This window comes from Streptomyces sp. NPDC058877, assembly GCF_042742855.1.
GTDB lineage: Bacteria > Actinomycetota > Actinomycetes > Streptomycetales > Streptomycetaceae > Streptomyces.
Genome location: NZ_JBHYMF010000133.1, coordinates 1 through 19,739, shown reverse-complemented (window position 1 = coordinate 19,739; position 19,739 = coordinate 1). Strand labels below are relative to the sequence as shown.

At 71.6% G+C, this 19,739-nt stretch carries 23 protein-coding genes and 1 pseudogene; 14 read left to right on the top strand and 10 right to left on the bottom strand.

The window, feature by feature from the left end:
* Window positions 1-92 precede the first annotated feature (92 nt).
* The 3 genes from ACFW2Y_RS25750 to ACFW2Y_RS25740 form a co-directional block, all read right to left on the bottom strand.
* Window positions 93-470, bottom strand: coding sequence for a benzoate/H(+) symporter BenE family transporter (locus ACFW2Y_RS25750; protein WP_384883714.1), 378 nt, complete (start codon window positions 468-470; stop codon window positions 93-95).
* Window positions 467-715 (bottom strand): PLP-dependent transferase, encoded by a 249-nt coding sequence (locus tag ACFW2Y_RS25745; RefSeq protein WP_384883712.1) that lies wholly within the window; start codon window positions 713-715, stop codon window positions 467-469. The genes ACFW2Y_RS25750 and ACFW2Y_RS25745 overlap by 4 nt, the downstream gene beginning before the upstream one ends.
* Window positions 716-780: 65 nt before the next feature.
* Complete coding sequence (locus tag ACFW2Y_RS25740; RefSeq protein WP_384883709.1) at window positions 781-1,011, bottom strand: PLP-dependent transferase; 231 nt, start codon at window positions 1,009-1,011, stop codon at window positions 781-783.
* Between the two features lie 71 nt (window positions 1,012-1,082).
* On the opposite strand from ACFW2Y_RS25740, the gene ACFW2Y_RS25735 reads away from it, so the two are divergent.
* A complete protein-coding gene (locus ACFW2Y_RS25735; protein WP_384883706.1) occupies window positions 1,083-1,562 on the top strand; it encodes a diadenosine tetraphosphate hydrolase in 480 nt (159 codons plus the stop codon).
* Window positions 1,563-1,690: 128 nt separating this feature from the next.
* Here the strand turns inward: ACFW2Y_RS25735 and ACFW2Y_RS25730 are convergent, their stop codons facing one another.
* The 5 genes from ACFW2Y_RS25730 to ACFW2Y_RS25710 form a co-directional block, all read right to left on the bottom strand.
* Complete coding sequence (locus ACFW2Y_RS25730) at window positions 1,691-2,722, bottom strand: 1-phosphofructokinase family hexose kinase (protein WP_384883703.1); 1,032 nt, start codon at window positions 2,720-2,722, stop codon at window positions 1,691-1,693.
* Between the two features lie 570 nt (window positions 2,723-3,292).
* Complete coding sequence (locus ACFW2Y_RS25725) at window positions 3,293-3,751, bottom strand: cyclic nucleotide-binding/CBS domain-containing protein (protein ID WP_384883701.1); 459 nt, start codon at window positions 3,749-3,751, stop codon at window positions 3,293-3,295.
* Window positions 3,752-3,761: 10 nt separating this feature from the next.
* The gene (locus ACFW2Y_RS25720; RefSeq protein ID WP_384883698.1) at window positions 3,762-3,956 is read right to left on the bottom strand and encodes a hypothetical protein; all 195 of its coding nucleotides are present in this window, start codon (window positions 3,954-3,956) and stop codon (window positions 3,762-3,764) included.
* A gap of 112 nt (window positions 3,957-4,068) precedes the next feature.
* A complete protein-coding gene (locus ACFW2Y_RS25715; RefSeq protein ID WP_384883722.1) occupies window positions 4,069-5,541 on the bottom strand; it encodes an AAA family ATPase in 1,473 nt (490 codons plus the stop codon).
* A 103-nt stretch (window positions 5,542-5,644) separates the two neighbouring features.
* Entirely contained in the window at window positions 5,645-6,511 is an 867-nt protein-coding gene (locus tag ACFW2Y_RS25710) for a universal stress protein (protein ID WP_384883696.1), read from the bottom strand.
* Window positions 6,512-6,817: 306 nt separating this feature from the next.
* Here ACFW2Y_RS25710 and ACFW2Y_RS25705 point away from each other — a divergent pair, with 306 nt between their 5' ends.
* From ACFW2Y_RS25705 to ACFW2Y_RS25650, 12 genes and pseudogenes are all read left to right on the top strand, one after another.
* On the top strand, window positions 6,818-7,282 hold the full coding sequence (locus ACFW2Y_RS25705; protein WP_384883694.1) for an Hsp20/alpha crystallin family protein: 465 nt from the start codon (window positions 6,818-6,820) through the stop codon (window positions 7,280-7,282).
* A 100-nt stretch (window positions 7,283-7,382) separates the two neighbouring features.
* On the top strand, window positions 7,383-8,015 hold the full coding sequence (locus ACFW2Y_RS25700) for a hypothetical protein (protein ID WP_384883691.1): 633 nt from the start codon (window positions 7,383-7,385) through the stop codon (window positions 8,013-8,015).
* Window positions 8,016-8,478: 463 nt separating this feature from the next.
* A complete protein-coding gene (locus ACFW2Y_RS25695) occupies window positions 8,479-8,985 on the top strand; it encodes a hydrogenase maturation protease (RefSeq protein ID WP_384883688.1) in 507 nt (168 codons plus the stop codon).
* Window positions 8,982-9,155 (top strand): annotated as a pseudogene (locus tag ACFW2Y_RS25690) (acylphosphatase); the annotation flags it as partial. The gene ACFW2Y_RS25695 and the pseudogene ACFW2Y_RS25690, both read left to right, overlap by 4 nt.
* A gap of 140 nt (window positions 9,156-9,295) precedes the next feature.
* Entirely contained in the window at window positions 9,296-9,553 is a 258-nt protein-coding gene (locus tag ACFW2Y_RS25685) for a hypothetical protein (protein ID WP_384883685.1), read from the top strand.
* A gap of 43 nt (window positions 9,554-9,596) precedes the next feature.
* Window positions 9,597-9,776 (top strand): hypothetical protein, encoded by a 180-nt coding sequence (locus ACFW2Y_RS25680; RefSeq protein ID WP_384883725.1) that lies wholly within the window; start codon window positions 9,597-9,599, stop codon window positions 9,774-9,776.
* Window positions 9,777-9,805: 29 nt separating this feature from the next.
* The gene (locus tag ACFW2Y_RS25675; RefSeq protein WP_384883683.1) at window positions 9,806-10,003 is read left to right on the top strand and encodes a HypC/HybG/HupF family hydrogenase formation chaperone; all 198 of its coding nucleotides are present in this window, start codon (window positions 9,806-9,808) and stop codon (window positions 10,001-10,003) included.
* Window positions 10,000-11,175, top strand: a complete 1,176-nt coding sequence (locus tag ACFW2Y_RS25670) for a 4Fe-4S dicluster domain-containing protein (protein ID WP_384883680.1) — start codon at window positions 10,000-10,002, stop codon at window positions 11,173-11,175. The genes ACFW2Y_RS25675 and ACFW2Y_RS25670 overlap by 4 nt, the downstream gene beginning before the upstream one ends.
* A gap of 5 nt (window positions 11,176-11,180) precedes the next feature.
* A complete protein-coding gene (locus tag ACFW2Y_RS25665) occupies window positions 11,181-11,627 on the top strand; it encodes a cyclic nucleotide-binding domain-containing protein (protein ID WP_384883720.1) in 447 nt (148 codons plus the stop codon).
* Window positions 11,624-12,433 carry an FAD/NAD(P)-binding protein gene (locus ACFW2Y_RS25660; RefSeq protein ID WP_384883677.1) on the top strand — a complete coding sequence of 270 codons (810 nt, stop codon included), beginning with the start codon at window positions 11,624-11,626 and terminating at the stop codon, window positions 12,431-12,433. Before ACFW2Y_RS25665 ends, ACFW2Y_RS25660 begins: the two co-directional genes overlap by 4 nt.
* Window positions 12,434-12,438: 5 nt before the next feature.
* Window positions 12,439-13,296 carry an oxidoreductase gene (locus ACFW2Y_RS25655; RefSeq protein WP_384883674.1) on the top strand — a complete coding sequence of 286 codons (858 nt, stop codon included), beginning with the start codon at window positions 12,439-12,441 and terminating at the stop codon, window positions 13,294-13,296.
* Entirely contained in the window at window positions 13,293-14,672 is a 1,380-nt protein-coding gene (locus tag ACFW2Y_RS25650) for a Ni/Fe hydrogenase subunit alpha (RefSeq protein ID WP_384883671.1), read from the top strand. The genes ACFW2Y_RS25655 and ACFW2Y_RS25650 overlap by 4 nt, the downstream gene beginning before the upstream one ends.
* A gap of 306 nt (window positions 14,673-14,978) precedes the next feature.
* On the opposite strand, the gene ACFW2Y_RS25645 is transcribed toward ACFW2Y_RS25650, so the two are convergent.
* Entirely contained in the window at window positions 14,979-16,253 is a 1,275-nt protein-coding gene (locus tag ACFW2Y_RS25645; RefSeq protein ID WP_384883668.1) for a PP2C family protein-serine/threonine phosphatase, read from the bottom strand.
* A 1,260-nt stretch (window positions 16,254-17,513) separates the two neighbouring features.
* On the opposite strand from ACFW2Y_RS25645, the gene ACFW2Y_RS25640 reads away from it, so the two are divergent.
* Entirely contained in the window at window positions 17,514-18,275 is a 762-nt protein-coding gene (locus ACFW2Y_RS25640) for a hypothetical protein (RefSeq protein WP_384883665.1), read from the top strand.
* Window positions 18,276-18,540: 265 nt separating this feature from the next.
* Here ACFW2Y_RS25640 and ACFW2Y_RS25635 read toward each other — a convergent pair whose 3' ends face one another.
* The gene (locus ACFW2Y_RS25635) at window positions 18,541-19,329 is read right to left on the bottom strand and encodes a DUF6008 family protein (RefSeq protein WP_384883717.1); all 789 of its coding nucleotides are present in this window, start codon (window positions 19,327-19,329) and stop codon (window positions 18,541-18,543) included.
* Between the last annotated feature and the right edge of the window lie 410 nt (window positions 19,330-19,739).

The following is a 19,739-nucleotide window of genomic DNA, read 5'->3' as shown; positions in this document are numbered from 1 at the left end:
GGATATTTACGGGGTGCTGCCATGGTGCTGGTGGATCTCCTTCGCCAGGACCGTAACCCTGGCATCAGGGACTCCACAAATCTCAGTACAGCTCAGTAGGTGCCCAGGCTGGTGACCAGCAGTGCCGCGCCCGGTGTGGAGAAGGCGGTGATGACCGGCATCTTGGTCCGCAGGCTGAGCCCGATGCAGGTCAGGCCGCTGCCCATGGAGATGGCCCATACCCAGGAGCCGGTCTGTGCGGTGTCCAGATGCCCGGCCGAGGCCGCGGCGAGGACGATGACCAGCGGTCCGGAGTACGAGACGACCACGGCCACGAACCCGGCGAGGACCGCGGACAGCGACATGTCGCGCAGCAGCCCGCGGCGGCCTTCCTGGTGGCCGGATTGTTTCGGTGGCCCCCCGGAGCCGGCCGGGGGTGACGCCGTGGCGGTGGTGCCGTTGCTGCCGGCGTTGGTGGTGTCAGGGCTCAAAGTTCGTCCTTAGCGGCGCGTTCCAATGCCTGCTCCAGGTCGGCCACGAGGTCGGTCGGGTCCTCCGGGCCGATGGACAGGCGCAGCATGCCCATCGGAGAGGTGCTGCCCGGTCCCTCAAAGGTGTAGCGGTGTTCGATCAGGCTTTCCACTCCGTCCAAGGACGTTGCACGGATGAACAGTTCGTAGTGCTCGGCCGCGCGCAGGGACCGCTGCCACTCCCCGGCGACGTGCAGCGACAGCATCCCGCTGAGCCGCCGGTCATCTGCCGGGTGGCGATTTGGTGCCCCGGGTCGCCGGACAGGCCTGGCTAGGCGGCCCGGCTGACCAGCGGATGTCCGTCGAAGTACGCGGCCAGTGTCATGGCCGTGGTCGGTATCCGACGCGTCCGCGGATGGAACGTGCGGATACCGAGCATCAGCAGATGTGTCCCCCACGGGCCGGGGACCGGGCCGGTCAGCCGGCGGTGCAGCCGCAGCCGTTCCCAGAGGGCCCGGCGGTCTTCGCCGGGCCCGGGCGCGGCGATCAGGAAGCCGGCCACCGCATCCGTATGGCCGATGTGAGGATGGGATCGAAGAGTGGTCTTTGATCACCGGAATGTAGGTTTTGGCCATGACTGGTGACTGGCGGATGGACCGGATCGGGACTGCGCTGAGGGGAGAGAATCCGACCGTGCTGCGTCGGCTGACGTCGGGGTTCGCCGTGATCGGGGACGTTCAGTTCCTGCCTGGCTACTCCGTTCTGCTCGTGGACGAGCCGGATGTGCAGCGGCTGTCGGACCTGCCGAGGACGAAGCGGCTGTCGTTCCTGTCTGACATGGACCAACTCGGCGAAGCGGTCGAACGCGTCTGTCGGCGGCTGGACCCGGCCTTCCGGCGGGTCAACCTGGAGATCCTGGGGAACACGGACCCGTTCCTGCACGCGCATGTCTGGCCGCGGTTCGAATGGGAGCCGGCCGATGTGGTGGGCAAGCCGGTGTGGCTCCATCCACGTGAACGGTGGAGCGACGAGAAGTCCAGGCTCGGTCCGCAGCATGACGCGCTGCGGGATGCGATCAGTGGCGAACTGGACCAACTGCGCTCGCTGGCCTGACGCTTCGGGCCCGTCGACCTTCAGGCCGGCGGGCCCGTCTCCTACTCCTCCCCGGGCCCCGGCCGACGGTCCGTAGCCGGACACTCCGGAGGGGCCCATCGGAAATACGCGCGGCGGCCACGGCAATGTCATGGGCGGGCGTGAAACCTGGTCCGCACCTCGGGGCTGAGCGATCGGGCCACTTCTGGGTCGAAGGGCTCGGTGCTGGGGGTGAGCATTGCCGCGGCGGCCACGGCCACCCCCAGGGTGCTGGCGCTGACGGGATCGTCGCCTGCGGTCAGCCGTGCGGCGATGGCGGCCACCATGCCGTCTCCCGCGCCGGCATCGCTCAACGGCTTGCCGGGCAGCGGTGGTGCGTGCAGTTCGGTGTGGCCGTGGCCGGTCGAGCACACCGCACCCAGCGCTCCCACCGTGGTGACGGCGACTTCGGCAGCTCCTGTGGTGAGCAGGTGCTCGTTGACGGCCCGGGCGTCGTCGAGGCTACAGACGTCCCGGCCGGTCAGACTCGCGGCCTCTGTCCGGTTGCAGCGGAGGAGGAAGACACCTTCCGTGAGCGCTCCACTGAGTGCCGGCCCGGAGGTGTCCAGGATCAGCCGGGACCCGGCTTTCCTGATGCGGCGGGCGACGAGCGCGTAGAAGTCGGGGGACAGGCCGTGGGGCAGGCTGCCGCTGGCCACGACGTACGGGTGGCCGCCGGCGGCTCGCTCCAGCGCGTCCAGGCACCGCAGCCCTTCGTGTGCGTTCAGTCGCGGGCCGGGCGGCACGATGTGGTAGCTGTGACGCCTCTCGGTCTCGAACAGCACGAGTGCTTCGCGGGTCTCGTCCTCGATGTCGACGGCGACGTGGTCGACGCCTTCTTCGTTCAGCAGCCGGTTCAGGCGCAGGCCGGCCTCGCCTCCGGCGGTGTGGATGGCGGTGGCCCGTCCCCTGAGCCGTACGACACCACGGGCGACGTTGATCCCCCCGCCCCCGGCGGCCACCGACCTCACCCGGGCACGGTTCTTGCCGACGGCCTTCAGGTGCTCGACCTCCCAGGCGAGATCGACGGTGGGGTTCAGCGTCAGGGTGAGGACGGACGGCCCAGCAGCAGCACCCTCCGGGCCCCTTGAGCTTTCGCCGCTCTTGGCCACGGCGGGGTCCGGTGTCCCGAGCGTGTTCATCGCGGTGTCCAGGCGGTCGTGCCCGTCCGCGTTCGGTGGACCGCCTCCTGGACGCGACCTTGCGTCATCGCACTCACCTTCACGGACGGGGACACGAACCTGCTCTCCATGCTCGGACAGCGCCGGGCCACCTGCATGGCGGACGGAGCGTTCCGGTGTGCCGAGGGTCTTGGGCCGGTAGGGGGTGAGCAGCAACTGGTTTCCTCCGGTCTTGGGTCCGGATGAGCAGCGCTGGAGCAGGTCGACGCCGCCGGCCACGGCTGCCAGGTGGATGTTCTCGGCTGTGGTGCCCGCCCTGGACGTCGGCGATATCGGCTTCCAGAGCGTGCGGGAAGAACTCCACCGTGGTCCGGCTCCGTCGTCCTCAGACCGACGCTTTCCATAAGCCGATGGCGGGCCGCATCCGGGAGTGGGGTCCAGAGGCGGGCGATCTCCACCAGCATCTGCGCGCCGTAGCGGGTGAGGAACTTCCGTGCCGCTGCCCGGCACCATGGGCACGGCCTCGTACGATGCCCGGCGTCGCCGGTAGCACCGCTCGGGGGCGTCAAGGGATGAAACAGCCGGGCGCGGTCAGGCCCCGCGTGAACGGGCGTTCGCATCGGGCGGCCCGGGTGGTTCCTCGAGCACGCTCCAGGCGACCGGCCCCAGGAGGTCGGCCAATCGTTGGAAGACGTCGATGAGCATGTCGTCCACGGTGAGGACGCCGACGACTCGGTGATCCTCAAGGACGGGCAGGCGCCGGACACCGCCCGTGCGGAAGGTCCGGTAGGCCGTGTGGATGTCGTCGGCGATGTTCACCGTGATCACGGGTGAGGTCATCACCGAGTCGATCGCCTCGTTCGCGTCGATGCCCCTGGCGAGAGCGGCCAGGGCGAGGTCGCGGTCGGTGACGATGCCGCGGAGTGCGCCGCCCTCGGTGACGATCACGGAACCGACCCCGTACTCGGCCATCTCGCGGGCGACTTGCCGCAGCGGTGTACCCACGGGCACGGACACGGCCGGATGGCTCATCGCCTCGGTAACCCTCATCGACAAGCCCTTACAGTCCCTGGGCCAGCAGCAGTTCGTGCGCCAGTCGGGCGCCGCGTGCCGCCTGCTTCTCCCGCTCGACGTCCTCCGAGGGGATCTCCTCCAGCCCTTCGGCCAGCGCTCTGACCGCCTGTGCCAGGGCCTGCACCTGGGTCTCCAGGACGCGCAACCTCTCGTGCTCGTTCGGGGTGATGTTCTCGGACATCAGGTCTCCTTTCGTGGGGTGCGGAGGGGAACGGGGGAGCGGGCTCGCCCGTTCGGTGGGGTGGGTCGTGTGTGGGCCTGGTCGGGGTCGCGCGCGGTGGTGTCTTCTGCTGCTAGTCGGGGTCCATGTAGGGGCGGCGGAAGACCGGCCGGCCGGTGTCGTGCGGGCGTACGGCTGCCAGTGCCCGGGAGACCGAGGCCTCCAGGGGACCGCTGGTGTCGATCGCGACGGCTTCCGCCCACGGCGGCTCCCTCGCCGCCATGGCGGTGGCCACGTCGAGGTCGGCATCGGACGGTCCGGCGGTGCGGCCCTGCAGGCGGGCCGCGGTCGTCTCGTCCGGGACCTGGCAGTGCAGGGCTACGAGGTCGGCGCTGGTGCGTTCGGCGACGTGCCGGGCGGCTTCGCGCTGTGTGCTGTTCGACCAGCTGGCGTCCAGGACGACGGACTCACCGCGGGACAGCAGGGCGGATGCGCGCTTGAGCAGGGCGGCGTAGGTCGTGGCGGTCCACTCGGGCGTGTACAGGCCCTCGCCGTAGGGGGCCGCAGCGGACTGCTCCGCCGGGATGCCGGCGAGTTCCTTGCGGAGGCGGTCGCTGCTGAGGAGCGTGACGCCCAGCCGGTCGGCGAGTGCGCCGGAGAGGGTGGATTTTCCGCTGCCGGGAAGTCCACCCACGAGGGTGAGGCCGACGGAGGAGGTGCGCAGATGCCGCAAGGTCGTGGTGATCAGTCGTCGTGCGGTGAGATCGGCGTCGGGCGTGCCCTGGCGGGCTTGGATGAGGGAGACCTTGGCGCGGACGAAGGCGCGGTAGGCGACGTAATGGTGCCGCAGGGACGGCGGCGCGGGATCGCCGGAGTACTCGCCGTAACGGGCGAGGAAGAACGCCGCCAGATCCGGGGCGCCGAGCTGCTCCAGGTCCATGGCGAGGAAGGCTGCGTCATCCAGGCCGTCGACGTAGCGCAGGTGGTCGTCGAACTCCAGACAGTCCAGCACCCGGGGGCCGTCGTCGAGGCAGAAGACGTCCTCGGCGAGCAGGTCGCCGTGCCCGTCGACGATGCGGCCCTGCTCGATGCGCATGTCGAACAACGGCTCACGGCCGGCGAGATAGCGGCGGACCAGCCGCTCGATCTCCGCCACGTCCTCCAGCACGCGGCCTTCCCCGACCATCTCGCGCACCTGCGCGAAGCTCGCCTCCCAGCGCGCGGACAGGGCGTCCCGGGTGCCCTGCGCGTCCACGTCCGGAGTGCGGGGCGCGCTCGCGTGGCGGGTGGCGAGCAGCCGGGCGACGGCCCGCAGGGCACCGTCGACGACCGCGCCTTCTCGTACGAGCCGGGACAGGCGTCGCTCGGCGGGCATGCGGCGCATCGCCACGAGCGGCTCGGGCGCCTCTGCGTCCGGGACGCGGATCTCGCCCACGCCCAGGTAGACGTCCGGGGCGAAGCGGCGGTTGAGGGCGACTTCCCGCTCGCACGCGGCACGCCGTGCCTCCACGGTGCTGTAGTCCAGGAACGTCAGGTCGATCGACTTCTTCAGCTTGTAGGCGCGGTCGCCGACGAAGAACACGACCGCGGTGTGGGTCTCGCGCACCTCCGCCCGCGGGAGCGCGCCGGTGTCGAGGACCGCGGCAGGCCGGAGGGCGGCAGTGTGCTCCTGGCGCGCTGTCGCGATCAGCTCGTTCAACGGGGTCGGCTCAGTCATGGGGGACGACGGCGACAGGGCAGCGCGCGTGGTGCAGGGCGGCATGGGCCACGGGACCGAGGCGGGGTGCGAGCGGGGGCCGGTGCTTGCGCCGTCCGACGACCAGCAGTTCGGCACCCCCTGCGGCGCGCACGACGGCCTCGGCCGGGCTCTCCAGTCGGACGGCGCTGACCGGCTCCACGTCGGGGAACTTTTCGCGCCAGGGAAGCAGGACCTGGTCCAGCTGCTTTCGCGCCTCCTCCGCGATCTCCTTGGTGACCTGGTGATCCGCGCCCCACGGAGTGTGCGCATGGAGCGGCAGACTTCGGCCGTGGACGACCCGGAGGGGCACGTCGCGGCCTGCGGCGGCCTCGAAGGCGAAGGCGAGCAGGTCGTCGCAGGGGCCGTGCAGCTTCAGCGCGACCAAGACGCCGCCGGGGGCGGGCGACGTGTCCCCTTCGCGGGGCTCGGGGCGGACCAGGACCACGGGCCGCGTGGCCCGGGCCACGACGGCCATGCTGACAGAGCCGAGGAAGTAGCTCTCGGCGGACGTCAGGCCGCGCGACCCCAGCACGGTCAGCTCGGCCTGGGATGCCGCCTTCACCAGCGCGCCCTGTGCGTCGTCTGAGATCAGGTTGCCGACGATCACGAGGTCCGGGTGGCGGGCCTGGAGTTCTGCCTGCGCCTTGTGCACGAGGCGCTTCGCCCAGTAGTTCTGATCGATCTCCGACGCGGCGCGGACCGGCTCCGGCGCGAGCATGGGCCAGGCGTGCACCAGGCGCAGCGTCACCTTGCGCCGCTCGGCCTCGTCCGCGGCCCAGTGGGCGGCGGCCATGCTCTCGGCCGAGCCGTCGAGGCCGACCGTGACGACTGGCTCCATGGCACGTGTCTCCCTCTCGTACGACGCCGCAGGCGAAGGCGCACGGGCGTCGGCTTCTGAGTACCGAAGGACGCCCCTTCCTCTCTTTCGAGGAGTACCCCAGATCCTCCGACCGCGCATGCGGGCCGCGATGTGACCCGGCTCGGGAGCCCCGGGGCATCGCAGCTGTGCGCCGGAGGGCCGGTAGGTCCCTGGAAGCAGTGCCCCTTCGGCCCTGTTACGGGACCGTCCGGCACTCGGACGGCACACCCGTGGGTGCCAGGGTGGCGGTGACAGGTCGAGCCACGACGTAAGGAGCGAACGATCATGTCAACGGACATGGAACGCCGCCGCAGCCGCTTCCCCGAGTTCCCCGACGTCAGGGACTGGTTCGGCGACCTTCCCCGCTTCCCGATGTGGCGCACGGCCTTCGGCCGGCACGCCATCCCGATCGAGGTGACGAGCGGGGAGGGACGGTACGTGCTGAAGGCGGAGCTGCCCGGCGTGGACCCCGACAAGGACATCACCATCACGGTGGACGGCGACGTGCTCACGGTCAGCGCAGAGCACGAGGAGAGCAACGAGACGAAGGACCACTCCGAGTTCCGCTACGGCTCCTTCGAGCGCGCGGTGCGCCTGCCGGAGACGATCGACCCCGAAGACGTCAAGGCCGAGTACACCGACGGCATCCTCACCGTCAGCGTCTCCATCCGCCAGCCTCAAGAGAGCCGCTCCCACACCGTTCCCGTGACCCGTGCAGGGGGATCGGGCGAGGCGGAATCCACAGCGTGAACCCCTGCCGGATCCCGAAGCCACCCCGCGGGGTCGACACCATCACACCGCGCTGAGCCCGTGCGGACCCGGCGCGGGCCGTCCCACCTGGAGGCCCGCCATGCGTGACGGACCGACACCGCCTCCCGGGCAGCCGCAGCGACCCTCGCACGACGGTCGGAACGGCGGCCCTGCCGATCCGGACGTCAATCCCCTGCGCCGTCCCTGCGACCGGACCCGGACCCGCTGGCACGTCGGCCTCGCCCTCGCGGTGCTCATTGCCTTGATCTGCGGCGTGATCGCGGGTGCCCGCATGTGGAGCGACGCGGCACGAACCGCCCACGACGAGGCCGCCCACCGCCACGAGACCACCGCGACCACCCTTGCCCGCGCCACCGGTGCAGCGACGTCGGCTCGCGACGGCACACCCCCCGTGCTCGTCGATGCCTCCTGGCACGCCCCCGACGGCACACCGCGCACGGGCAAGGTCGCCGTCCAGTCGCGTACCGCCGAAGGCACCACGCTGACGATCTGGGTCGACGACGCGGGAGCGGTCACCCGTGCCCCACGCAGCACGGTCGAGGGACAGCTCGCCGCCGCCGTCGGAGGTACGTTCATCGCCGGGGCGCTCGCCCTGACCGCCGCCGGCGTGGTCGGCCTGCGCCTGCGGCGCGCCGAGGCCGCCGCCCTGGACGCATGGGAGAGCGAGTGGGCCGTCGTCGAACCGCTGTGGACCCACCGCGGGCGTACCTGAACCGGTCCGGAGCGGTGAGTACCGTGCGGTGTCCTCGGCAGTCGGCAACCCTGGTTGCCGCAAGTCCCGCCATGCCGTCGAGCGCGGGACCAGCAGGCTCAAGCCTCACCGGGGCGGTGGCCTGCCCGTCGGTGAGGCCGATGGGTTCCCGGGCCACCACACCTTGCACACCCTGTGTTCCGGAAAGATCACCGGCACGCTGTCGGCCAAGGCCTCGACCGGCGCCGCATGGGACCACGTCCGGTACGGCACCCGCATCGCCACCAGCGAGCACCGACACGCACGGAATGCCGTGGGGAAGCGCACGCGGAGGCCCGGCCGCCGCCACGACGCGGGACGGCCACCGTCCTGACGGGTGTCGGCCACGCCGCTGCGTGCAGGCGGGGCGGGAGCCGGGGCCGAACGGGTGGCGGCGGGGCGCGTCGTCTCCGCCGTGGGCGGTGCCCCTGGGAAGACTGGCGGGATGGACGGCGCAGGGCGGACGGTGGTCATCGGCGTGGGCAATGAGTTCCGCCGCGACGACGGCGTGGGGTGGGTCGTGGTGGACCGCCTCGCCGAGCCGGCCCCCCGGGCACCCGATCTGACCGGGGTGGAACTCGCCTTCTCCGATGGTGACCCGGGGCGGCTGATCGGGATGTGGCAGGGCGCGACGCTCGGCATCGTCGTCGATGCCGCGCACGCCCATCCCGGATGCCCCGGCCGGGTGCACCGGCTGGAGGTGACGCAAGGGGAACTGGCCGCGTCGGCAGCGGCCAGTTCACACGGCATGGGCCTGGGCGAGGCCGTGGAACTGGCCCGCGTCCTGGGTTGGCTGCCGCAGCGGCTGGTCGTCTTCGCGGTCGAAGGGGAGGACGCCTCGGTCGGCCGTGGCCTCTCCGCGCCGGTCCAGGCCGCCGTCGCGTCGGTGGCCGACCGCGTACGGCGAGAGATCCTTCGCCACCGTGGTGTCCTGAAGGGACCGTCGACATGAGCGGGGCGAGGCAGGCGTGGCGCGTCGAGATCTCCGGCACCGTCCGGGGCGTGGGCTTCCGGCCGTTCGTCCACCGCACGGCCAACGCGCTCGGTCTGGACGGCTGGGTGCGCAGCGCCGACGGCCATGTGGTCGCGGTGGCCGGGCCGCGGGATGCGCCGGAGGCGTTCCTGACCCGCTGCCGGGATCAGGCCCCGCCCACGGCCACCGTCGGCACGCTCACCGCGGCCGGCCTCGACACCACCGCACCACCGCCCCCGGCTCGGGCTTCGCCCTGCTGGAGAGCACGGCGGGAAAGGCGGCCGGGCCGGTGCGCCAGGTCCCGGCGGACGCGGCGCCCTGCGCCGACTGCCTGCGCGAGTCGTTCACCCCGGGCGATCGCCGCTACCGCTTCGCCTTCATCGACTGCACCGCGTGCGGCCCGCGGGCCACCGTCATCACCGACCTCCCGTACGGCCGCGCAGACACCACGATGGGCGCCTCCGCCCTTTGCACGGCCTGCGCGGCGGAGTGCGCGGACCCCGCGGACCGGTGCTTCCACGCCGAGCCGCTGGCCTGCACCCGCTGAGGGCCCCGGACGTCGTGGCGGACACCCGACGCGGCATGCGGGGGTGTGGACGCCTTCACGGCCGGCCGACGAGGTCCAGCTGGAGGTGCTGGTGGGCAGTGCGGTGCCCGTCGACGACGGCGGCATCAACGTGGGCCTGGCCGTGGTGGTGGCCGCCCGGCTCGCGCGGGGACACGAGGGAAAGGAGGCCGCGGCGTGTGTCTTTGCATCCCAGGACGCGTGATTGACGTCCGGGACGAGGTGGACGTGTGCATGGCGACCGTTGATTTCGGCGGCGTGTGCCGGGACGCGTGTCTGGAGTACGCCCCGGAAGCGGGTGTCGGGGACCACGTGACCATCCCCGTGGTCTTCGCCGTCACCCAGGTCAACGAGGCCGAGGCGCAGCGCACCCTCGCGGTGCCGGACACGATGGGCGGCGTGGAGGACGAGCCGGGGGAGCCCCTGCCATGACGGTCGACGCAGCGGTCATCGACACCGAAGGACTGGAAGAGCTGGTAGCCGCGCTCGTCCGGCGCGGGCGCACCGTCGTGGGCCCCACGGTACGTGACGACGCCATCGTGCTGTCCGAGCTCACCTCCGCCCGCGAACTGCCCTACGGGTGGGGCGTGGAGCTGGAGGCCGGCAGCTACCGGCTGCGGCGCCGCGCCGACCGGATGGCCTTCTCCCACAGCGCTGGCCCGCAGTCGTGGAAGCACTACCTCCATCCGGAGCGAGTACGGCAGTGGAGCGCCGAGCACGGCCCGGACGGCACGGTGACGGTGACCGAGGAGACGGACCGGCCGCCGGCCTACGCGTTCCTGGGCGTGCGCCCCTGCGACCTGGCCGCCATCGCCACTCAGGACCGCGTGCTGATGGGCGGTCCGCACACCGACGACGTCTACCGGCGGCGGCGCACCGGAGCGTTCCTGGTCGTGGTCGAGTGCGTCGAGCCGGGTGCCACCTGCTTCTGCGTCTCCATGGGCACCGGCCCGGCCGCACACGGCTCGTACGACCTGGCGCTGACGGAGGTGGACGACGAGCGCGGGCACCGCTTCTGGGCGCGCGCCGGCAGCGAGGCGGGCGCCGAGGTGCTCGCGGAGCTTCCCCGCCTGCCCGCAGACGCATCCACGGCCGACGCGGCCCGGGACGCGGTCAGCCGGGCGGCCGGGCGCATGGGGCGGACCATGCCCGAAGTGGATCTGCGCGACCTGATGCGCGACACGCGCGAGGCCGAGCGCTGGAACGACGTCGCGGCCCGATGCCTGACCTGCGGCAACTGCACCATGGTCTGCCCGACGTGCTACTGCACCACCACCGAGGACGTCACCGACCTCACCGGCGACCACGCCGAGCGCTGGCGGCGCTGGGACGTGTGCTACGACCTGGACTTCACCCATCTGCACGGCGGATCCGTCCGGCAGAGCGGGCGCAGTCGCTATCGGCAGTGGCTCACCCACAAGATCGGCACCTGGCACGACCAGTTCGACACGTCCGGCTGTGTGGGCTGCGGCCGGTGCATCGTGTGGTGCCCGGTCGGCATCGACATCACCGAGGAGACCCACGCCCTGCACGCCGAGCGCGCCGCGGGCACGCAGGTCGAGGCGGACGGGGAGGGGACGTCAGAGGGGGAGGGGCACCCGTGACCACCATGACCGGCTTCACGGCGGGCCTGACCCCCGGTCAACGCGAGCGGCTGCACGCCCTGGCCCGACCCGTGTCGTTCCCGCCCGGGCACCGGGTCTTCGACGAGGGCGAAGACGCGGACCGCTTCTGGATCCTGTCCCGGGGCTCGGTGGCGCTCGACATCCAGGCCCCCGGCCTTCCCGTGCCCGTCATCGAGACGCTCGGTCCGGGCGACCTGCTGGGGTGGTCCTGGCTCTTCGAGCCCTACCGCTGGCACCTGGGCGCCCGCACCCTCACCTCCGTGACCGCAGAGGAGTTCGACGCGGCCTCCGTGCGCGCCGCCTGCGAGCAGGACACCGGCTTCGGATACGCCATGGCGCGCGCCGTCGCCGCGGTGACGGGACAGCGTCTGAAGGCGACCCGGGTCCGGCTCCTCGACCTCTACGGACCGCCCCACGGAGGCGGGCGGTGACCCTTCCGCGGATCCATGAAGTGCTGCACCGCGAACAGGAGACGGCGGACACCGCGACCCTCGTCCTGAGGCCGATCGAGGCGGCGCTGCCGCCTTTCCTCCCCGGCCAGTTCGCGATGGTCTACGCCTTCCCCCGCGGCGAGGTCCCCCTCTCCCTGGCCGGCACGCCTCACTCCGGGGCCGGCCTGACGCACACCGTCCGGGCCGTCGGGCCGGTCACCCGGGCACTGCACGATCTGCAGCCCGGACAGCAGGTGGGAGTACGCGGTCCGTTCGGGATCCCCTGGGACCTGGCAGCGGCCCGCGGACGGGACCTGCTGCTGATCGCGGGCGGTCTCGGACTGGCCCCGCTGCGCCCACTGCTGCAGGCGGCACTCGCTGACCGGCGCCGCCACACCGGCATCACACTCCTCATCGGCGCACGCACCCCCGCCGACCTGATCTACCGCCACCAGTACCACCTCTGGAGCGAGCAGGCCCGGGTGGCCGTCACCGTGGACCGCCCGGACGAGCACTGGACCGGTGAGGTGGGGGTCGTCACCACGCTCCTGGACCGCGTGCCGTTCCACCCCGAGCGCACCACCGCCTATCTGTGCGGCCCGGAGGTGATGATGCGCGTCACCGCCCGGGACCTCGCCCATCGCGGCGTTCCTACCGCGCACACCTTCCTCTCCCTGGAACGCACCATGCGCTGCGGCACCGGACACTGCGGCCAGTGCCAGCTCGGCCCGCTGCTGCTGTGCCGGGACGGTCCCGCCGCCACCTGGGACCAGGCCGAACCCCTTCTCGCCGTCCGGGAGCTGTGAGAGCCATGACCACCGACAACCGCGACCCCGGCCCCCGAACCCAGCGCCGGGCCGACCACGGACCGACCCTGGCCGTATGGAAGTTCGCCTCCTGCGACGGCTGCCAGCTGACCCTCCTGGACTGCGAGGACGAGCTGCTGCCGCTCTCCGAGCAGCTGGAGATCTCCTACTTCCCGGAAGCCACCAGCACCGCCGGCCCGGGCCCGTACGACCTCTCCCTGGTCGAAGGCTCCGTCACCACCCCGGCGGACGCCGCACGCATCCAGCACATCAGGGCCGTCTCCCGTCACCTGGTCACCATCGGCGCCTGCGCGACCGCCGGGGGGATCCAGGCGCTGCGGAACTTCGCCGACGTCGCCGAGTTCCGCGCAACCGTCTACGCCAGCCCCGACTACATCGACACCCTCGACGAGTCCACCGCCATCTCCCTCAACGTGCCGGTCGACTTCGAACTGCGCGGTTGCCCCATCGACCGCGGCCAGCTGCTGGAGGTCATCACCGCCTTCCTGACCGGCCGCCGTCCCGACATCCCCGACCACTCCGTGTGCTTCTCCTGCAAGCGCCGCGGCACGGTCTGCCTGCCCGTCGCGAAAGGCGTACCGTGCCTGGGGCCGGTCACCCACGACGGGTGCGGCGCCCTGTGCCCGTCCTACGGGCGCGGCTGCTACGGCTGCTTCGGCCCCTCCGGTTCCACCAACCTCCCCGCCTTCATCCCACTGCTGCGCCGGGACGGCATGACGGACACCGACGTGGTGCGGGTGCTGCGGACCTTCAACGCCGCAGCGCCCGAGTTCGCCGAAGCCTCCACCGCGCTGGAACAGACCAGCCGGGACGCCGCCGAGCGGTCCCAGGAGGAGCGGTGACGCACCGAGGCGCCAGAGTCGTCCATGTCGGCGGGCTCTCCCGTGTCGAGGGCGAGGGCGCGCTCCACCTCCGCGTGGACCAAGGGCGCATCACCGCCGCGCGGCTGCAGATCTATGAACCCCCGCGTTTCTTCGAGGCGTTCCTGCGCGGTCGCGCCCATACCGAACCGCCGGACATCACCGCCCGCGTCTGCGGCATCTGCCCGGTGGCCTACCAGATGAGCGCGTGCAAAGCCGTGGAGGACGCCTGCGGGGTGACGGTCACCGGCCCGCTCGCCGGACTGCGGCGGCTGCTGTACTGCGGGGAGTGGATCGAGAGCCAGACGCTGCACATCCACCTCCTCCACGCCCCCGACTTCCTCGGCTACCCCGACGCCATCACCATGGCCCGCCGCCACCGCGCCGACGTCGAGCGCGGCCTCCGGATCAAGCAGGCGGGCAACACCATCGTCGAACTGCTCGGTGGGCGCGCCATCCACCCGATCAACGTCCGCCTCGGCGGCTTTCACCGCACCCCCGCCCGGGCCGACCTCGCGCCGCTGGCCGAACGCCTGCGCCGGGCACGGGAGGACGCCCTGCGCACCGTGGAGTGGGTGGCCGGTTTCGACTTCCCCGACGCCGGCTGCGACGCGCAGCTGTTGGCGCTGGCCGAGCCCGGCCGCTACGCCATCGACGGCGGGACACCCACGGTCATGCCCGCCCCGGGCTCTGCCGGCCTCACCCCGGACAGCACCCGCGCCTTGCCCACCCGGACCTTCCACCTCCGCGACTTCGAACACCACGTCGTCGAACGACGGCTTCCGCACTCCACCGCTCTGTACTCCTCCCTCGACGGTCATCTGCACCTGACCGGCTGCTTGGCCCGGTACGCCGTCAGCGGGCGCTGGTTGTCTCCCCTCGCCCTCCAGGCAGCGCACACCGCCGGGCTGGGCGACCCCCGTGCGGGCGTCGTCTGCCGCAACCCCTTCCGCAGCATCCTCGTGCGCGCCGTGGAGGTGGTCTACGCACTGGATGAGGCGCTGCGCCTGATCGACGCCTACGAGCCACCACCCGCCCCGGCCGTGCCCGTGCCACCCCGCGCCGGGATCGGCCGAGGCGCCACCGAAGCCCCGCGAGGCCTGCTCTACCACCGCTACGGCCTGACCGCCGACGGCACCATCACCGGCGCCTCCCTCATCCCGCCCACCGCCCAGAACCAGGACGCGATCGAAGAGCACCTCCGTTCCGTCGTACAGGCCCGTCTCGACACCCGCACCGGGCTCGACGACCTCGACGACGACGAGCTGCGCCTGCTCTGCGAACGCGCCGTCCGCAACCACGACCCGTGCATCTCCTGCTCCGCCCACTTCCTCGACCTCACGGTCGAACGCCACTGAGACCGTTGATCCGTCGCTCGCGGTCGCGTGCGATCCGCACGGCGCCCTCGCGGAACTCCTTCCGGCACAATGCATGGGCACTGCGGTGTCCTTCCAGGCCGCCTCTCAGCAAGCCGGGTCAGGTGTCCCCCCGACCCTGCGGCAGTTTTGAGCGACCACCGGCAGCACGCGTCCCGGTGACGAGGCGAGAGACCGGGCCGGCCGCGCGGTGGAGCGGCCTGTGGCGCGCTTTCCGGTGGCCTCGGCGCCTCGCTCGTGGTGGCCTCGACGCCTCGCTCGTGACGGCCCCCTGTGCCCCTTGGCGGTTCACAGCCGGACGACGACCAGGGCGATGTCGTCTCGTGCGCCGCTCGCCACGCCGAGGTCGGCCAGCAGGGCGTCGGCCAGGCGCTGCGGGCCGTGGGAGCTGTGCCGTCCCAGGGACTCGGCCAGGCGGGTCAGGCCCACGTCGATGTCCTCGCCGCGGCGTTCGATCAGCCCATCGGTGTAGAGCACGAGGGTGTCGCCGGGGCGATAGGGCTGTACTGCCTGGGGGCGGGGCACATGCTGGGGCCGGGCGCCCAGGGGCGGGTCGACGGCCTGGTCCAGCAGCTCGCAGCTGCCGTCCGCGTGCGCCAGGGCCGGAGGAGGGTGCCCCGCGTTGCTGTAGATGATCAGGCGGCTGCGGGGGTCCACCATCGCCTTTGCGACGGTTGTGTTCAGCGCCCCCTCGACCGAGCGGGCGTACAGGCCCAGGACCTCCAGTGCCTGGGCGGGCCGCTCCAGGGCACGGATGGCCGCGCTCAGCGCGCTGCGCAGCATGCCCATGACAGCGGCGGCCTCCAGACCGTGGCCGACGACGTCACCCACCGCGACCGCGAAGCGGCCGTCCGGCAGATCCACCATGTCGTACCAGTCCCCGCACACGTTCAGGGACCCGGTGGCCGGCAGATAGCGCACCGCGACGTCGTCGTGGCGGGCCAGGTCGGGTGCCTGCAGCATGGCCTCCTGCAGGGTGACGGCGACCTGACGCTCGCGTGCGTGGGACTGCCGCAGCTCCTCGTTGAGGCGCTGCAGCTCGCGAGCCCGCGCGTACAGCTCGGCCTCCAGGGCCTCCCGCTCGGTCAGCTGCCCGGTGGGCGACGTCCGATCGCCGGAGGCCCGCGACTGGATGAAGGCGGTCACGTCCTCGACCCGGTGGATGATCCACTCCACGGTGCCGTCCAGGGCGAGGATCGGTGTGTTGATCGGCGACCACCAGCGCTCCTCGAAGGTGCCGGGCCGGTTGGTGACGGGGATGTCGTACTTCTGCAGGGCCATCGTGTCCGGCTCGCGAGAGAGAAGGACACGGTGCAGGGAGGCGTTCAGGTTGCGGACCCCGTCGGCATCGGGATCGGCCGGGTTGTCCGGGAAGGCGTCGAAGAGGTACCGCCCCAGCAGCTCCTCCCGGGTCCGGCCGGTTGCCTCCAGATAAGCCCGGTTCACCTCCGCGATCACCAGGTCGGAGCCCAGCACCAGATACGGGCTCGGTGTCGCCGCGAACAGTGCCGCGTAGTCCAGGTCCGCCATGACCGACCCCTTCTGCCCGTCCTGCCATGTCATGGTCTCACTGGCTCGTCACCTGGTCGCGCCACTTCCCTTTTCCGCGGGGATGACGGCTCGGCTGTGAAGGTGCCGCTGCCGAGGCCGCGCGGGCTCGATCCGGAACGCGCCTGGGCGGGACACGAACGCGTGGATGCCCGGTCCGCACGAGCGGACTGGCGGTCGCCGGCACACAGGGCCTGGTGTCCCGCTCGTACCCCCCACCGTCATTGCCGCGTTCCCATATCACTCGGGCGATGCCCGGGCGGCGTACGGCGCGTGTGGCGGGGAGTCGGGAGAGCGCGGCGGCCGTCAGTACCGCCGTCGTCTCAGGGCCAGTGCGGGGTAGCCGAGTGACAGCCGCATGGTGAAGAGGTCACTGTCGAAGGACCGGAGGGGGCCAGGCCGCTGAGGTGCCGGCGGCCAGGCCGAGGGCGGCGGTCCCGCCGTCTCGCGGGTGGGCACCATGATGTCCGGCAGCATCCCGTGCAGCCGGGCCGACGTGCGCGGCGGAAGGGGTCACTGGTTCGCCTTCGCGTGGAACTCCCGGAACGCGGCGAAGGCCCGCGGGCCGTGGACCGTGCCCGGGCCGGCGTCCATGAGGATCGCGACGCCGATGGCCTCGGCGGCCTCCTCCTGGCTCGCGCCTGCCGGGCGGCCCCGTGGGCATGGGCCGCATCTCGGTGTGGTCTGCGAACCTCCGCGCAGGGTGCGAGTCCGGGGCAAAGCCTGAGCGCCTCTCCAGGTGGTCCCGCGCGCACCGGGAGCAGCGCTCCGGGGGCGGACCGATCCGCTGGTCCGCCCCACCGCACCCGGCGTGACCGGGCGGGAACCACGGATGACGCAGAGATCGGAGGACTTCATGACCGTGAGCCGTCGCATGGACGAGGGCACCCTCCGCGTCGGACTTCACCACGACTTCGACGTCCCCCAGCGCGCCGCTGCCCCTCTCGCACTCCAGGCCCTGGTCCAGGGGTACCGCCCGGCACACGTGATCGTTGACGTTCCCACGAGCACGCCCTCACCAGCGGCTTCGAGCGCGTTGTTCCGGGCCTACCGCCCGTGCGAAAGCGTCGGCATGGGTTTCCGGCGCACCGGCCCCGGAGCCGGTGCGCAGAAGGTCCCGACGGCCGGTACGCGGCAAGAGGGCCCGGTCGGATCCAGAAGGGGCCGGACGGCCTCTGGGACACTTCCCCGTACCCGAGTGAGGCTGGAGTCGTCGGAATCCGCGACCGAGGGGCCGTGCGGTCGTGACGGGAACGGCTCGGGAAGGTGATGATCATGTCCGGCAGGAGCAGGCGGACCGCCGCCGCGCTGGCCGCCCTCGCGCTGGCCGGCGCGCTGGCAGGCGGATGCGCGGCGGATGCCGCCACCTCCAGCGGTGCCTCCTCGCGTTCGGCCGCCACGCCGAGCTCCTCCGGCGGTGATTGCTGGCGGTCGGGCACGTCGGGCGACGACTGGGACGACTGGGACGCGTGGGTGCCCGGCATGATGCCGGGCATGATGGGCCACGATGACTGTACGTGGGGTCCCGGCATGATGGGCGGGCAGTACTGGCAGCGCGGCGACGGCACCCCGGTGACGACTCTGGACCAGGCCCGTGCACGGGCCGACGCCTTCGCCGGTCGGCTCGGGCTGCGTGTCGGCGAGGTCATGCAGTTCTCGAAGAACTTCTATGCCGAGCTGACGACCCCGTCCGGGGCATTGGCCACCGAGATCCTCGTCGACCCGGCCGACGGTGACACCGGGATCGAGTACGGACCGGCGATGATGTGGAACACCGATTACGGCATGCACCACCGCGACCAGGGCAAGGAGCAGACCCGGATCTCCCCCGACCAGGCCCGCAACCGTGCCCAGCGGTGGCTGAACGACCGGGAGACCGGCCTGACCGCCGGCGAGGCCGACGCGTTCCCCGGCTACTACACCCTGCACACCCTGCGCTCCGGGAAGATCACCGGCATGCTGTCCGTCAACGCCTCCACCGGCGCCGTATGGGACCACACCTGGCACGGCACCTACATCGCCACCAGCGAACACTGACCGCACGGGAGGTCCGCGAGGGGTGTGGGCAGATGCCTCCCTCAACCCCCGCCACCGCAATGGGCGGTCGCCCGCGTGGTCACTGTCAGTTATTGATCAGAAACTCATGGGGTTCATGTGCCGAGGGCGTAGCGGACGTGTGGGGCACGCCCGTGCGACGCTCCGGCAGCGGTACGGGCTCATGGGCGGGCCCGTACCGGGAGGGGCGGAGCGACGCGCGGTGGTGCCGTTCCCCTGGACAGTCGCCACGCGCCTCCCCTCCACCCTACGAACGGTCCACGAGTTGGTTTTCGCGGGTAGTGGCGTCCTCCCCGGACGGGCGCGGCGAAGCCGCGGCACCGCCATCGGCCCCGGACCTGGTCTCCACCCCGGTCCCGGGCAGCTCGTAGGCTTCCTTGACCGCGTGCCTTTCCTTCCAGAGGTGATAGAGGGAAACGGCGAGGATGGCGGTGCCGACGAGGTTGGCGACGAAGTGCCACCAGACGCGGTACGTGACCAGGGCCGGACCTGGATCGATGGCGCCGAACCAGGTCGACAGGCCGATCGCGCGGCTCGCGCCCAGCGCGACGGACACCGTCAGCACCACGTGCTCCAGGCCGTGGAGGCCCTGCATCCACACGCCCATTCTGGCCCACTTGCGTGACATGAGAGGACCGGTCACCCTACGGGTGATCTGCACGATGCCGACCAGCCCGGCGAGGAAGATGAAGTTGCCCGTCAGGTGCAGAATCTCCATGCCGAGCGAGGGCTTGGTCATGTCCACCTGCCCCATGCCCCGCGCGAGGCTGTTGGCCCATGGAGTCATCCAGGCCGGCGAGTTCGGGTGGGCAATCCAGTAGCCGGCCTGTGCCACGTGCTCCTGGAAGTGCCCGAACTGCCCGATCACCCCGAGGCCGACGAGCCCGACCGCGGTCTTGTACAGCCACGGCTTCACGGGTCCCCGGTTCGCGTAGGCGAGTACGGCGACGGCGATCCACATCGCTAGGGCCCAAGCGATGAAGAGAGTGGCACCCGCGGTGTCGACCGCCGACACATTCAGTCCCATTCCAGGCATCTGAAGCATGCCTGATTCGTGGTTCACCTGTGCTCCTCCTCGTAATCCTCTCCATCACGGAGTGGCCCACACCGGACCGCCGCCAGCGTAGGAAGCCCCACTCCGCGTCCGCTTCTCCTGAAATGCCGAGTCACGAACCGCTCGATTCGCTCGAAGTCCCCCTCTGCGCTCCCTGTGCGATCCCGAGCGGGAGTCGTTCGCCAAGTGCGAGGTAGTCACGCAGGCAGCCGAAGATTGGCCCCCGCGCCCTGTTTGTGCAGGTCATAGCGTTGGGGTCTGGTGCAGGTTCGGGTGACAGGTTGGGGCACGCTGCTGGTACTACAGCCGGAGATCTTGAGGGTCGGTGATCGGCGGGATCGGCCGGTGGGCGGCCCAGGGTTTTAGGTGGCGGGGCAGCGAGTCGCCGCGTC

Bases quoted from the DNA above. Each gene is read 5' to 3' on its own strand.
- ACFW2Y_RS25745 (WP_384883712.1), bottom strand. From the start codon at position 715: ATGCTGTCGCTGCACGTCGCCGGGGAGTGGCAGCGGTCCCTGCGCGCG.
- ACFW2Y_RS25735 (WP_384883706.1), top strand. From the start codon at position 1,083: ATGACTGGTGACTGGCGGATGGACCGGATCGGGACTGCGCTGAGGGGA.
- ACFW2Y_RS25730 (WP_384883703.1), bottom strand. From the start codon at position 2,722: ATGAACACGCTCGGGACACCGGACCCCGCCGTGGCCAAGAGCGGCGAA.
- ACFW2Y_RS25725 (WP_384883701.1), bottom strand. From the start codon at position 3,751: ATGAGGGTTACCGAGGCGATGAGCCATCCGGCCGTGTCCGTGCCCGTG.
- ACFW2Y_RS25720 (WP_384883698.1), bottom strand. From the start codon at position 3,956: ATGTCCGAGAACATCACCCCGAACGAGCACGAGAGGTTGCGCGTCCTG.
- ACFW2Y_RS25710 (WP_384883696.1), bottom strand. From the start codon at position 6,511: ATGGAGCCAGTCGTCACGGTCGGCCTCGACGGCTCGGCCGAGAGCATG.
- ACFW2Y_RS25705 (WP_384883694.1), top strand. From the start codon at position 6,818: ATGTCAACGGACATGGAACGCCGCCGCAGCCGCTTCCCCGAGTTCCCC.
- ACFW2Y_RS25700 (WP_384883691.1), top strand. From the start codon at position 7,383: ATGCGTGACGGACCGACACCGCCTCCCGGGCAGCCGCAGCGACCCTCG.
- ACFW2Y_RS25695 (WP_384883688.1), top strand. From the start codon at position 8,479: ATGGACGGCGCAGGGCGGACGGTGGTCATCGGCGTGGGCAATGAGTTC.
- ACFW2Y_RS25675 (WP_384883683.1), top strand. From the start codon at position 9,806: ATGGCGACCGTTGATTTCGGCGGCGTGTGCCGGGACGCGTGTCTGGAG.
- ACFW2Y_RS25670 (WP_384883680.1), top strand. From the start codon at position 10,000: ATGACGGTCGACGCAGCGGTCATCGACACCGAAGGACTGGAAGAGCTG.
- ACFW2Y_RS25665 (WP_384883720.1), top strand. From the start codon at position 11,181: ATGACCGGCTTCACGGCGGGCCTGACCCCCGGTCAACGCGAGCGGCTG.
- ACFW2Y_RS25655 (WP_384883674.1), top strand. From the start codon at position 12,439: ATGACCACCGACAACCGCGACCCCGGCCCCCGAACCCAGCGCCGGGCC.
- ACFW2Y_RS25645 (WP_384883668.1), bottom strand. From the start codon at position 16,253: ATGACATGGCAGGACGGGCAGAAGGGGTCGGTCATGGCGGACCTGGAC.
- ACFW2Y_RS25640 (WP_384883665.1), top strand. From the start codon at position 17,514: ATGTCCGGCAGGAGCAGGCGGACCGCCGCCGCGCTGGCCGCCCTCGCG.
- ACFW2Y_RS25635 (WP_384883717.1), bottom strand. From the start codon at position 19,329: ATGCCTGGAATGGGACTGAATGTGTCGGCGGTCGACACCGCGGGTGCC.